Raw genomic sequence first — 13448 nt, 5'->3', positions numbered from 1 at the left:
GGGATGGTGGGGGCAAGGCCGCGCGTTACGCCGCCACCGGAACCGGCTTCGGCAGCAGCGGGCTGTCCACCTCCTGCACCGCGCCGTCGCGCAGCGAGAAGGCCGGGACGATCATTTCCGGCGCGGTCACCCGCTCTCCGCTGTTGTCGCTGAGCTGCCAGCGGCCTTGCTTGATCTCCAGCACCGCCACATCGGCGGCCATGCCCGGAGTCAGCGCGCCGATCTCGTCGGCCATGCCCAGCATGGCGGCGGGGTTGCCGGTCACCGTCCTCAACACGTCGCCCAGCGCCATGCCGAGCGTCAGAAGCTCGGTCATCGCGTGGGTCAGGCTGAAGGGCGCGACGCCGTAGAAGGGGTTGGCCTCGCGGTCGCCGCCCGCACCCGTCGCCGGGGCCTTCACGTTGTAGCCGTGCAGGTCCGCTCCCAGCGTGTAGGGCAGGATGCCCGCCGCCAGCGTCCGCCGCGCCATCTCGAAACTGAAGTGCGAACCGTGGCCGACATCCACGGTCAGGCCGCGCTCCAGCGCCTTGTAGATGACCGGGTGCACCTCCCCGGTGCGGGTCGAGATGAAGCCGCCGGGGTGGCGGGTGAAGGGATGGGCCAGGATGTCGCGCGAATCCAGAAGCGGGACCAGTTCCTCCACCAGCATGTCGGGATCGACGGCCTCGCCGCCCTCCACCTCCGGCCAGAGCTGGCCGAGATGGACGTAGAGCGGCACGCCGATGCCGTCCGCGATGCGCTTGGCCTGCTTGATGACGTCCAGCCCCCAGCGCGAGGCGCCGCCGACCTCGGCATGGGCCTTGATGCCCTTCACGATGTCGCGGTTCTCGCGTCCGACGCGGATGGTGGCGTCCACATCGACGCAATCCGGGCGGTAAAGCTGCGGGTAATAGTGGCCCTCCAGCCCGCCGACCAGATAGGCCGACAGGAAGCACAGCGTGCGCGAGCGCGCCGGTTCGGCGATGAAGCGGCGGAAGGCCGGCAGGGTCATCAGGCTCGGCCCGCCCTGATCCACCAAGGTGGACACGCCGGAGCGCACGCCCACCATGTCCGGGTTCAGCCCGAACCGACCGGTCACCTTTTCGAAGACGTGCGCGTGGGTGTCGATCAGGCCCGGCGTCACGAGCTTTCCGGTCACGTCGAGGATGGTGCCGGCGGCATCGTCGGGCAGCCGTTCCGCCACCGCCGCGATGCGGCCCTTCGCGACCGCCAGATCGCCGACCAGATCCAGCCCGTTGGCCGGATCGAGAATCCGTCCGCCGCGGAGCACGAGGTCGAACGTGTGCGTGTCTGACATAACCCACCTTCTTGCGCTGATTTTTATCTGGCCGACCTTTCAGCAAGGGGCATGCCAGGGCTGGTGGGATTCGCTGGGATGCGCAAAACTTCAGCATGCTGACGATTGACCGTCCGTTGGGCATCGGGTGGTCAAAATACGCACAATACGGCATACCACGGCATGCGGCGGGCGCCGCGGACCGGGGGAATTTCCGCAGTATGCTGATGATTTATGGCAGGGCGAGGGGCCGCGGCATCCTGCTGACGATTTGTGCACCAACGCAAAGGCCAAGGCGGGAAACCAGCTTTTCCAGGTGGTTTTCCGCTCTGCAAAGGCGGGGACAGCCGGCTGTGCCGGAGCCACGGAGAAGCGGGTCCATATCGTCAGTACACTGATTACTGCCTGCGCGGCGGGCAGCGGATGCGCACGGATGAAGCGGACCGCCGGAAGGCCGCCGTTTCGCCTTTAACCGTTCATTCTCAATGCGATGCCTGGGAGTCCGCGCGGCTCGCCCCACGATCCGCCGTGTTTGTTTGCCCAACAAAGGGGCGCTTTCGGCCCTCCGCGCACCGCCTGCCCAATCATCCCGCCGGACCGGAACGCGCGGTGTTCCGCCGGTTGGCACAGCGTTCGCAAAGGGACGGGAAACCAACGGAAAACGTCGGGTATCCCCAAGAATGGCAGGGTTTCTCCACGATCCGCGGCCTCCTTCGCTGAGGTTCCCATGCTGAACACGCCGCGCAGCCGCCGGGGAATGGTCACCTCCCCGCATCATCTCGCCAGCCAGGCCGGTCTCCAGATCCTTCGCGACGGCGGCACCGCCGTCGAGGCGGCGGTCGCGGTCGCCGCGGCGCTGGCCGTCGTCTACCCGCACATGACCGGCATCGGCGGCGACGGCTTCTGGCTGATCGCCGAACCGGGGCGCGAGCCGGTCGCCATCGACGCCTGCGGCGGGGCGGGCAAGGCCGTCTCGCTCGACCTCTACCGGCGCCACGGCCATGCGACGGTGCCCTGGCGCGGGCCGCTGGCGGCGAACACGGTCGCCGGCACCATCGACGGCTGGCGCGCGGCGCTGGCCCTCAGCGCCGGGTGGGCCGACCCGCTGCCCCTCGCCCGCATCCTGGAAGAAGCCATCGCCCACGCCGAGCAGGGCATCCCCGTCACCGCCAGCCAGGAGGGGCTGACCCGTCAGAAGCTGCATGAGCTGAAGGACGTCCCCGGCTTCAAGGACACCTTCCTGCCGGGGGGCGCGGTGCCGCCGGAAGGCTCCACGCTGAAGCAGCCGGCGCTGGCCGCCACGCTGCGCCGGCTGGCGGCGGAGGGTCTGGACAGCTTCTACCGCGGGCCGCTCGCCGCCGCCATCGCGGCGGATCTGGAACGCGCCGGGTCGCCGGTCGGCGCCGCCGATCTGGCGGGCCACACGGCGCACCGCCGCCCGGCCCTGTCGGTCGGCGTGCGCGGGGCGCGGCTGTTCAACCATCCGCCGCCGACGCAGGGTCTGGCCTCGCTGATGATCCTCGCCTTGTTCGACCGGCTGGGCGTGACGGAGGGCGAGGGCTTCGACCACATCCACGGGCTGATCGAGGCGACCAAGCAGGCCTTCCTGGTCCGCGACCGCGAGATCGGCGACCCCGCCTGCATGGAGCGGGAGGCCCGGAGCTTCCTCGACGACGCGGTGCTGGACGGGCTGGCCGCCAACATCGACCGCGCCCGCGCGCTGCCCTGGCCCCATGTCGCCAAGCCCGGCGACACGGTGTGGCTGGGCGTGATCGACGGGCAGGGCCGCGCCGTCAGCATGATCCAGAGCGTCTATTTCGAATTCGGCTCCGGCCTCGTCCTGCCGGACACCGGCATCACCTGGCAGAACCGCGGCGCCTCCTTCCGTCTGGCGGAGGACGGCTGGAACGCGCTGGCGCCGGGGCGCAAGCCCTTCCACACGCTGAACCCCGCGATGGCCCGCTTCGACGACGGGCGCAGCATGGTCTACGGCACCATGGGCGGGGAGGGGCAGCCGCAGACGCAGGCCGCCGTCTTCTCGCGCTACGCGATGTTCGGGCAGGGCTTGCAGGCCGCCGTCACGGCGCCGCGCTGGCTGCTCGGCCGCACCTGGGGCGAGGACAGCGTGACGCTGAAGCTGGAAAGCCGCTTCGACCCCGCCCTGGTCGCCGCCCTGCGCGACGCCGGGCACGCGGTCGAACGGCTCGACCCGTTCACGAGCACCATGGGGCATGCGGGCGCCATCGTCCGCCATGCCGACGGAACGCTGGAGGGGGCGACCGATCCCCGCAGCGACGGCGCGGTCGCCGCCTGGTGACCGCCGCCCAGTGACCGACGACCTGACGGTTCAAATCAAGAAGAGGGGGCTAGACGACATGCGGACGATGAAGACCACGGCGTTGCTGCTGAGCGCCGCGCTGCTGGCGCCGGGCGTGGCCTTTGCGCAGGAGACGATCCGGATCGGCGTGACCCAGCCGCTGACCGGCGCGGTCGCCGCGTCGGGCAACTACGTCGCCAACGGCGCGCGGGTGGCGGAGGAGGTCGTCAACGCCAACGGCGGCGTGCTGGGCAAGAAGATCCAGCTCATCATCGAGGACAACAAGAGCAACCCGAAGGAGGCCGTCGCCTCCGCCGAGAAGCTGATCGTGCGCGACAAGGTCCCGGTGCTGATGGGCGCCTGGAGTTCCACCTTCACCCTGGCGGTGATGCCGAAGCTGGTGGAGTACGGCGTGCCGATGGTGGTGGAGACCTCCTCCTCGACCAAGATCACCACCTCGGGCAACCCGTGGGTCTTCCGCATCGCCCCGACCTCCGCCATGGAGGCCAAGTCCTTCGCGGAGAAGCTGGACCACTTCCAGCCGGCCATCCAGAAGGCCGATTTCCTGGCGGTGAACAACGACTTCGGGCGCGGCTCGGCGGACGAGTTCCGCAAGATGCTCCAGACCAAGGGCGTCAAGATCGGCGTCACCGAGACGATGGCCCCGGAGGCCACCGACCTGTCGGCCCAGCTCTCCAGCATCAAGCAGTCGGGCGGCGACACGCTGTTCGTCACCACCGGTGTCGAGCAGATCACCCTGATCCTGAAGCAGGCGGCGGAACTGCGGCTGCCGCACCGGATCATCACCAACGGCGGCTCCTCCTCCCCCGACCAGCTCATCGCGCAGGCGGGGGCCGCGGCGGACGGCGGCTACTTCACGCTGTTCTTCGCCCCCTGGTTCCCGGAGAAGGCGGTGCACCCGGCGGTCGCCAAGACCTTCGTCGATGGCTGGAACCGGAAGGGCTACGACTTCGCCGGCCTGACCGAGGGCTACCGCGGCTATGACGGCATCATGACCATCGTGGAGGCCATCAGGAAGGCCGGCAAGGCCGAGCCGCAGGCCATCCGCGACGCGCTGTGGACCGTCAAGCTGGACGGCGTGAACGGCGACATCGCCTTCAGGAAGGATGGTCCGGAAGGCAAGGAGAGCGGCCAGAACGAGGCCAACGTCTACGTCGTCCAGGTGAAGGACGGCAAGGTGACGATGCCGTAACCGGCTTCACCGCCCTCTCCCGCCCCGGGAGAGGGAAGGGGCCCGCGCGAAGCGCGGGAAGGGTGAGGGTACCGGCAAGGATCAGCGCCTCGATCCTCGCACGACCCTCACCCGTCGCCTTCGGCGCCACCCTCTCCCGGGGCGGGAGAGGGGAAGTTAGGAGACACGCGGTGGAAGCGCACCTACAGCACCTTCTGAACGCCGTGGTCCTGGGGGGGACCTACGCGCTGCTGGGAATCGGCCTGACGCTGATCTTCGGCATCATGCGCGTGGTCAACTTCACCCATGGCGAGCTTTACACCTTCGGCGCCTACATGGCCTACATGCTGGCCGGGATGATGGGGCTGAACTTCTTCATGTCCCTGGCGATGGCCGCCGTGCTGGGCATGGCGTTGGGCGCGCTGATCGAATTCACGCTGCTGCGTCCGCTGAAGGGCGCCGACATCGACACCACCATGCTGGTGATGATCGGCGCCGGCATCGCCATGCAGGCCGGGGAGCAACTGGTCTGGGGCGGTGTGGCGAAGTCCGTGCCCAGCCCCTTCCCGGCGGAGCCGGTGGTGCTGGGATCGGTGTCGGTGGGCATGAACCGGCTGTTCGTCCTGGGCGTGGCGCTGCTCCTGCTGGGCGGCTTCTACCTGCTCATCAACCGGACGACGCTGGGTGTCGCCATGCGCGCCACCTTCCAGGACCCGGACACGGCGGCGCTGATGGGCGTCAACCGCGGGCTGATGTACACGCTGACCTTCGCGCTCGGCTCCGGGCTCGCCGCCACGGCGGGGGCGCTGCTCGGCCCGATCTTCGTGGTCACGCCGACCATGGGCGACCTGGTGGCGCTGAAGGCCTTCGCCATCGTCATCCTTGGCGGGCTGGGCAACATCCCCGGCGCCACCATCGGCGGCTTCGTGCTGGCGCTCGCCGAGGAGTTCGGCGCCGGCTACCTGTCGTCGGGCTACCGCGACGCCATGGGCTTCCTGCTGATCATCGCCGTGCTGATCGTGCGGCCCCAGGGTCTTTTCGCCATGAAGGAGCGGATCGGATGACGGCGCGTCTCCTCCCCTGGCTGTTCGTTCTGGTCATGGCGGTCGGGCCGCTGTGGCTGGGCGACCAGTACATCCTCTACGTCCTGACCTCGACCGGCATCTTCATCATTGGGGCGATGAGCCTGAACCTGCTGCTGGGCTACACCGGGCAGCTCAGCCTCGGCCACATCGCCTTCTTCGGGATCGGGGCCTACACCAGCGCGCTGCTGTCGCTGGGCTTCGACCTCGACCTCGGCGGGGCGGAACCCTTCGTGCTGGGGCCGCAGCCGGTGTGGGTGGCCTTCCTCGGCGGCATCCTGGTGGCGGCGCTGTTCGGCTTCCTGATCGGCAAGCTCGCCTTCCGGGTGCGCGGGGCCTACTTCGTCATCGTCACCATCAGCTTCGCCCAGGTCATGCGCATGGTCGCGCTGAACTGGGTGGACCTGACCGAAGGGCCGATGGCGCTGAACAACATCCCGCCGCTGTCGGTCTGGCTGCCGTGGGACGGGGTGATCCCGCTCTACCGGAAGGAATACAATTACCTTCTGGTGCTGGCGGTCGCGGTGGTCTGCTTCCTGGTGATCCAGCGGCTGGTGCAGTCGCGGGTGGGCCGGGCGCTGGTGGCGCTGCGCGAGAACGAGTCGCTGGCGCGCTCGGTCGGCATCGACGTGACGCGCTATCTGGTGGTCGCCACGGTGATCGCGGCGGGCATGGCCGGGGCCGCGGGCGGGCTCTACACCCACTACATCCGCATCGTCGATCCGGACGTCTTCATGTTCATCTACACGGTGACCATGGTCATCATGGTGGTAACGGGCGGCAAGGGCACGCTGGCCGGACCGATCGTCGGCGGCCTCGCCTTCGGCATCCTGCCCGAGGTGCTGCGCGAGGTGGCGCGGCCCGAGGTGCAGTGGATCATCTACGGCGTCGCCATGATCGTGGTCGTCTTCTTCCTGCCCCAGGGCATCGTTCCGGCGGTGAGGAACTGGTTCGCCGGCCGCCGCAAGCGCGTTGCCGCCACGGCGCTGGGCCTGCGCAAGGAGACCTCGGCATGAGCCTCGCCCTCGACGAATCCGCCGCTCCGATCCTGGAAGTGCGCGAGGTCGCCGTGCATTTCAGCGGCCTGATCGCCATCGCCTCGATGAGCTTCGCCGTGCCGGAGGGGGAGATCGTCAGCCTGATCGGCCCCAACGGCGCGGGCAAGACGACGGCCTTCAACGTCATCACCGGCTTCCTGAAGCCGACCGGCGGGCGGGTGCTGTTCCGCGGCACCGACCTGACGCGCCTGTCCTCCAACCGCATCGCGGGCCTGGGCGTCGTGCGCACCTTCCAGCGCACCAGCATCTTCGCCGGCTGCACCGTCTTCGACAACGTGCTGACCGGGATGCACCGGCAGGGCCGGGCGGAGACCTGGGGGGCGCTGCTGCGGCTCGCCTCCGTGCGGGCGGAGACGGGGCGGATGCGGGCGGCGGCGGCGGAGATCCTGGCCTTCGTCGGGCTGTCGCACCGCGCCGGCGAGCTGGCCGGCAACCTCGCCTACGGCGAGCAGCGGTTGCTCGGCATCGCCATCGCGCTGGCCGCCGACCCGAAGCTGCTGCTTCTGGACGAGCCCGCCGCCGGGCTGAACCCGTCGGAGACGGAGGCCTTCATGGGCGTCGTCCAGCGCATCCGCGACCGCGGCGTGACCATCCTGCTGGTCGAGCACGACATGCGCATGGTCATGACCATTTCCGATCGCGTGGTGGTGCTGAACCACGGGCGCATCATCGCCGAAGGCCCGCCGGAGGTCATCCGCGCCAACCCGGACGTGATCCAGGCTTACCTGGGCCAGGGGGTGAAGCATGCTAAGGGTTGAGGGGATCACCGTCTGCTACGGCCAGATCCCGGCGCTCCGCAACGTCTCGCTGACGGTGGAGGAGGGGGAGCTGGTCACCCTGATCGGCGCCAACGGCGCCGGCAAGACCACCACGCTGCGCGCCATCAGCGGCCTGCTGCCGCTGGCGTCCGGCCGCATCACCTTCGAAGGGCGGGAGATCGGCAACGCCGCCCCCCGCACGGTGCTGGCGCTGGGCGTGGCGCACTGCCCGGAGGGGCGGCGCGTCTTCCCCCACCTGACCGTGCGCGAGAACCTGGAGATGGGCGCCTATCTGCGCCGCGACCATCAGGCGGTGGCCCAGGACATGGAACGGCTTTTCCACCGCTTCCCCCGCCTGAAGGAGCGTCTGAACCAGCCCGCCGGCACCATGTCGGGCGGCGAGCAGCAGATGCTGGCCATCGCGCGGGCGCTGATGTCGCGCCCCAAGATCGTGCTGTTCGACGAGCCGTCGCTGGGTCTCGCCCCCAACCTCGTGGAACGCACCTTCGAGATCGTGTCGGACATCCGCAAGGAGGGGACCACCGTGCTGATGGTCGAGCAGAACGCCTACGCCGCGCTCGACATGTGCGACCGCGCCTACCTGCTGGAAAGCGGGCAGGTGATGGAGCAGGGCACGGGGCAGGCCATGCTCGCCAACGACCACATCCAGCGCGCCTATCTGGGCGGCTGAGAAGAAGAACGAGAGGGTCAGGGAATGGCAGAAGTTTCCACGGCGGGTTCCGGCGTCGGCGCCAGGGTCCGCCGCAAGGAGGACGACCGGCTGCTGCGCGGGCGGGGCCGCTTCGTCGGCGACATCGCCCTGGTCGGCATGAAGGAGCTGGCCTTCGTGCGCAGCCCGGTGGCCCACGCCACCATCACCGGCATCGGGATTCCGGAGGAGCACCGCGGCGCCGTCTTCACCTGGGCGGATCTGGCGGCGGGCGGCGTCAAGCCGATCCGCGCCGTGTCGGGCCTGCCCGGCTTCAAGGTGTCGGAGCAGCCGGCGCTGGCCGACGGCAAGGTGCGCTTCGTCGGCGAGCCGGTGGCCGTCTGCGTCGCCGCCAGCCGCGCCGAGGCCGAGGACATCGCGGCCTCCGTCTTCGTCGATTACGCCGAACTGCCGGTGAATTCCGACATGCTGGAGGCGGTGAAGCCCGGCGCGCCGAAGGTGCACGACCACTGGCCGGACAACGTCTTCCTGGAGACCAACGTCGGTGGCACCATCGCGGAAATCGCCGCCACCGCGCCGGTCAAGGTCTCCCGCACCATCCGCACGGCGCGCCAGTGCATGGTGCCGCTGGAAGGCAAGGGCGTGGTCGTCCACTGGGACCGCCACGTCGAACAACTCGTCCTGACCACCTCCACCCAGATGCCGCACATCGTGCGCGCCGGCCTGTCGGAATGCCTGGACCTCGACCAGGGCTTGATCCGCGTGGTGGCGCCGGACGTTGGCGGCGGCTTCGGCTGGAAGGGCCTGCTCCAGCCGGAGGAGGTGGTGGCCGCCTGGATCGCCATGCGGCTGGACCGCCCCGTCCGCTGGACCGAGGACCGGCGGGAGCATCTGGTGGCCGCCGCCAACGCCCGCGAGCACCATTACGAGATCACCGCCTACGCCGACGAACGCGGGCGGCTTCTGGGGGTCGAGGCCGACGCCTGGGTCGATGCCGGGGCCTATTCCGTCTATCCCTTCTCCGCCTGCCTGGAGGCGGCGCAGGTCGGCAGCATCCTGCCCGGCCCCTACGACTTCGCCCATTACCGCTGCCGCACCTTCTCGGTCTGCACCAACAAGCCGCCCATCGTTCCCTACCGCGGCGTGGCGCGCACCGGCGTGTGCTTCGCCATGGAGCAGATGATCGACGCCGTGGCCGACGCCGTGGGGCGGGAGCCGTGGCAGGTGCGGCTGGAAAACCTCGTCCCGCCGGAGAAAATGCCCTTCGACAACGTGACGCGGAAGCATTTCGACAGCGGCGACTATCCCGAATCCGTCCGCCGCGCCGTCGCCGCCATCGGGCTTGACGGCTGGCGCGCCCGCCAGAAGGCCGGGGAACCCGATGGCCGGCTGATCGGTGTCGGCTTCGCCACCTGTTGCGAACAGTCGGCCCACGGCACCGCCGTCTATCACGGCTGGGGCATCCCCATGGTGCCGGGGCACGAGCAGGCGCAGGCCCGCATCACCCCGGACGGCGGGCTGGAACTGCGCGTCGGCGTGCAGTCGCACGGCCAGAGCATGGAGACCACCTTCGCCCAGGTCGCCCACGAGGTGCTGGGAATCCCGCTGGAAAAGATCAAGCTGGTGCACGGCGACACCGGCCTGACGCCCTATTCGACGGGCACCTGGGGGTCGCGCAGCATGGTCATGGCCGGCGGCGCCGTCGCCACCGCCTGCCGCACGCTGGCCGAGCGGCTGTGCCGGATCGGCGCGCACCTGATGCAGGCCGCCGGTCCGGAGGCGGTGGTGCTGAAGGACGGGGCCGTGACGGCGGGGGGCGCCGCAGTGACCGTCCGCGAGATCGCCCACACCTGGTACCGCGCGCCGCAGCTTCTTCCCGCCGACGTGGACCGCGGCGGGCTGGAGGTCACCGCCGGCTACAAGCCGGGCAGCGACCACGGCACCTTCTCCTACGCCACCCACGCCGTGGCGGTGGCCGTGGACCCGGAGATCGGGCAGGTCGAGATCCTCGACTACGTGGTGGTCGAGGATGCCGGGACCATGGTCAACCCGATGGTCGTGGACGGCCAGATCTACGGCGGCGTCGCCCAGGGCGTCGGCACCGCGCTCTATGAGCGGATGCCCTACGACGCGGAGGGGCAACCGCTCGCCTCCACCTTCATGGACTACCTGATCCCCGGATTCACCGAGGTCCCGCACGTAAGGATCATCCACATGCTGACGCCCTCGCCCTACACCGAGTTCGGCGTGAAGGGCATCGGCGAGGGCGGCGCCATCGCCCCGCCCGCCGCACTCTGCAACGCCATCAACGACGCGCTGAAGCCGCTGGGCGTCATCGTGACGAACGCGCCGATGACGCCGGAGGTCATCCTGTCCGCCATCGCGGGCCAGCGGGGGACGGCATGAAGGCGGTCGATTTCGACTACGCGCAGCCGGCGACGCTCGACGCGGCGCTGGCGCTTTTGTCGCGCGACGACGTGATGGTGCGGCCCGTCGCGGGCTCCCAGTCGCTTGGCCCCATGCTGAACCTGCGGCTGGCCCAGCCGGAGCTTCTGGTGGACATCACCCGCATCCCGGAGCTTCAGGCGATCCGCCGGGAGGGCGACCGGCTGGTCATCGGGGCCTGCGTCACCCACGCGCGGCTGGAGGACGGCGACTACCCGGACGTGACGCGCGGCGTGCTGCCGTCCGTGGCGGCGGTGATCGCCTACCGCGCGGTGCGCAACCGCGGCACCATCGGCGGCAGCCTCGCCCACGCCGACCCGGCGGCGGACTGGGTGAACGTGCTGACCGCGCTCGGCGCCGAGGTGGTGATCGCCGGAGCGGGCGGGCGGCGCACGGTGCCGATGACCGGCTTTATCCTGGGCGTGTTCGAGACGGATTTGCAGCCGGGCGAGATCGTCGCGGAGATCCATGTCCCCGCCCTGTCCGAGCGGGCGCGCTGGGGCTACTGCAAGGTCTGCCGCAAGACCGGCGAGTTCTCCCACGCCACCGGGGCGGTGCTGATCGACCCGGCGCGCGGGCTGTGGCGCTGCGTCGCCGGGGCGACCTCCGGCAAGCCGGTGGTGATCGACGGCCCGGCCCTGTTCGAGGGCGGCTGCACCGAGGCGGCGATGGCCGCCCATCTTGCCGGCAGCCCCGCCGCGGACGACCCCATCGCCCTTCGGACCCACACCGTCGCGCTGAAGCGCGCCATCGCGCAGGTGATGTCATGAGCGCCCACGCCAAAACCATTTCCCTGACCGTCAACGGCACGCGGGTCGAGGCCACCGTACCGCCGCGCCAGCATCTGGGCGACTTCCTGCGCGAGCGGGAATTGCTGACCGGCACCCATCTGGGCTGCGAGCATGGCGTCTGCGGCGCCTGCACCATCCTGATCGACGGGGAGCCGGCGCGCTCCTGCATCACCTTCGCGGTGGCGTGCGACGGGCGGTCCGTCACCACGGTGGAGGGGCTGGACGACGATCCGCTGGCGGCGGAACTGCGCGAGGCCTTCTCCGCCGAGCACGGGCTCCAATGCGGCTTCTGCACGCCGGGGATGCTGGTGGCGGCGCGCGACGTGGTTCTGCGCTGCCCGGACGCCGACAACCGGGCCATCCGCACGGCGATGAGCGGCAACCTGTGCCGCTGCACCGGCTATGTCGGGATCGTCAACGCCATCCGCCGTGTCATCGACGCGCGCAACACGAACGCGGGGTAAGCCCATGCCGACCATGACCCAGACCCTTGCCGTCAACTTTCCGCGCGCCCGCGTCTGGCCGCTGCTCGGCGACGTGGAGCAGGTGATCGCCTGCATGCCCGGCGCCTCGCTGACCAAGCCGCGCGAGGGCGACCGGATCTTCGGCCAGATGCGCGTGAAGCTCGGCCCCATCGCCGCCGCCTTCGCGGGGGAGGGCACGCTGGCGATGGACGCGGCGACCCACACCGGCGTCATCCACGGCCAGGGAACGGACCCCAAGAACAACTCCCGCGCCAAGGCCGACGTGACCTTCGCGGTGCTGGAGGAGGGGCCGGGGACGCGGATCGACCTGACCGTCGATTTCACTCTGACCGGCGTGCTCGCCCAGTTCGGCCGCGGCGCCATCGTGCAGGAGATCGCCAACCGCCTGACCGCCGAGTTCGCCCGCAACCTGGAGGCCAAGCTCGCCGCGACGGCACCGGTGGAGGTGGCGGTGGAGGTGGTGGAGGATGCGGCGCCCATCGCAGCTTCCGCGGCTCCGGCGGAACCCGCCAAGGAACTGAACGCTGGCAATCTGCTGTGGGTGATGCTGAAGGACTGGCTGCGCAAGATGTTCTCCAGCCCTCTCCCCTCCGGGGAGAGGGTGGCCCGGAGGGCCTCTCGCGCTGACTGAAAATCAGCGCTGACGGCGGCAGGCGGATGCCTCTGGCATCCGCTGAGAGCCGGTGAGGGGATGCGCATGGCGGTGCGTCCGGCAAAGGCGCACCCCCCCTTCACCCTGACGCTCTCCCTAGAGGGGAGAGGGGATTTGAACTCCCGAACGTGAGACCCATCGCCGCATCATGCCCAACGACCCTCTGAATGCCTTCGTCCCCCACGGCCTGAGCGAGATCCCCGGAGCCGCGGACGGCCCCTTGGCCGGGCTGCGCTTCGCGGTGAAGGACCTGTTCCACATCGCGGGCCTCCCCACCGGGGCAGGCAATCCGGACTGGCTGCGCACCCACGAGGTTCCGCAGGAGACCGCACCCGCCGTGCGGCGCCTGCTCGACGCCGGGGCGCGCGTCGCCGGCAAGACGCTGACCGACGAACTGGCCTGGAGCCTGGCCGGCGAAAACGCCCATTACGGCACCCCGGAAAACCCGAAGGCGCCGGGCCGCATCCCCGGCGGCTCGTCCAGCGGGTCGGCCTCCGCGGTGGCGGGTGGGGCGGTGGATTTCGCCATCGGGACGGACACCGGCGGGTCGATCCGCCTGCCGGCCAGCTATTGCGGCCTCTACGGCCTTCGGCCCACCCATGGGGCGGTTCCGCTGGACGGCTCCGTCCCGCTGGCGCCGAGCTTCGACACGGTGGGCTGGTTCGCGCGGGAGGCGGCGCTGCTCCGCCGCGTCGGGGCGGTGCTGCTGCCCCCGGCGCCCG

General features: G+C 70.1%; 12 protein-coding genes. 11 read left to right on the top strand and 1 reads right to left on the bottom strand.

Features of this window, described 5'->3' with window-relative positions:
- Positions 1 to 25 precede the first annotated feature (25 nt).
- Positions 26 to 1297: an amidohydrolase/deacetylase family metallohydrolase gene (locus tag QSG27_RS14705; RefSeq protein WP_306707340.1), complete on the bottom strand. Its 1272-nt coding sequence runs from the start codon at positions 1295 to 1297 to the stop codon at positions 26 to 28.
- A 706-nt stretch (positions 1298 to 2003) separates the two neighbouring features.
- Here QSG27_RS14705 and QSG27_RS14700 point away from each other — a divergent pair.
- The 11 genes from QSG27_RS14700 to QSG27_RS14650 all read left to right on the top strand — a co-directional run.
- Positions 2004 to 3593, top strand: a complete 1590-nt coding sequence (locus QSG27_RS14700) for a gamma-glutamyltransferase family protein (protein ID WP_306707338.1) — start codon at positions 2004 to 2006, stop codon at positions 3591 to 3593.
- 58 nt (positions 3594 to 3651) lie between these two features.
- Complete coding sequence (locus QSG27_RS14695; protein WP_306707336.1) at positions 3652 to 4806, top strand: ABC transporter substrate-binding protein; 1155 nt, start codon at positions 3652 to 3654, stop codon at positions 4804 to 4806.
- Positions 4807 to 4976: 170 nt separating this feature from the next.
- Positions 4977 to 5849, top strand: coding sequence for a branched-chain amino acid ABC transporter permease (locus QSG27_RS14690; protein WP_306707335.1), 873 nt, complete (start codon positions 4977 to 4979; stop codon positions 5847 to 5849).
- Positions 5846 to 6883 (top strand): branched-chain amino acid ABC transporter permease, encoded by a 1038-nt coding sequence (locus tag QSG27_RS14685; protein WP_306707334.1) that lies wholly within the window; start codon positions 5846 to 5848, stop codon positions 6881 to 6883. Before QSG27_RS14690 ends, QSG27_RS14685 begins: the two co-directional genes overlap by 4 nt.
- Complete coding sequence (locus QSG27_RS14680) at positions 6880 to 7683, top strand: ABC transporter ATP-binding protein (protein WP_306707333.1); 804 nt, start codon at positions 6880 to 6882, stop codon at positions 7681 to 7683. Before QSG27_RS14685 ends, QSG27_RS14680 begins: the two co-directional genes overlap by 4 nt.
- Positions 7670 to 8374 (top strand): ABC transporter ATP-binding protein, encoded by a 705-nt coding sequence (locus QSG27_RS14675; RefSeq protein WP_306707332.1) that lies wholly within the window; start codon positions 7670 to 7672, stop codon positions 8372 to 8374. The genes QSG27_RS14680 and QSG27_RS14675 overlap by 14 nt, the downstream gene beginning before the upstream one ends.
- Before the next feature lie 24 nt (positions 8375 to 8398).
- Complete coding sequence (locus tag QSG27_RS14670) at positions 8399 to 10759, top strand: xanthine dehydrogenase family protein molybdopterin-binding subunit (protein ID WP_306707330.1); 2361 nt, start codon at positions 8399 to 8401, stop codon at positions 10757 to 10759.
- Entirely contained in the window at positions 10756 to 11568 is an 813-nt protein-coding gene (locus QSG27_RS14665; RefSeq protein WP_306707328.1) for an FAD binding domain-containing protein, read from the top strand. Before QSG27_RS14670 ends, QSG27_RS14665 begins: the two co-directional genes overlap by 4 nt.
- A complete protein-coding gene (locus tag QSG27_RS14660) occupies positions 11565 to 12053 on the top strand; it encodes a (2Fe-2S)-binding protein (RefSeq protein WP_306707326.1) in 489 nt (162 codons plus the stop codon). Before QSG27_RS14665 ends, QSG27_RS14660 begins: the two co-directional genes overlap by 4 nt.
- Before the next feature lie 4 nt (positions 12054 to 12057).
- Positions 12058 to 12705, top strand: coding sequence for an SRPBCC family protein (locus tag QSG27_RS14655; RefSeq protein WP_306707324.1), 648 nt, complete (start codon positions 12058 to 12060; stop codon positions 12703 to 12705).
- Between the two features lie 169 nt (positions 12706 to 12874).
- On the top strand, positions 12875 to 13448 hold a 574-nt coding region (locus QSG27_RS14650; RefSeq protein WP_306707322.1), incomplete at its 3' end, for an amidase family protein.

Source organism: Azospirillum isscasi (genome assembly GCF_030849505.1).
GTDB lineage: Bacteria > Pseudomonadota > Alphaproteobacteria > Azospirillales > Azospirillaceae > Azospirillum > Azospirillum isscasi.
Note: the sequence above shows the minus strand (reverse complement) of the source record. Positions and strands in the feature narration are given on the sequence as shown.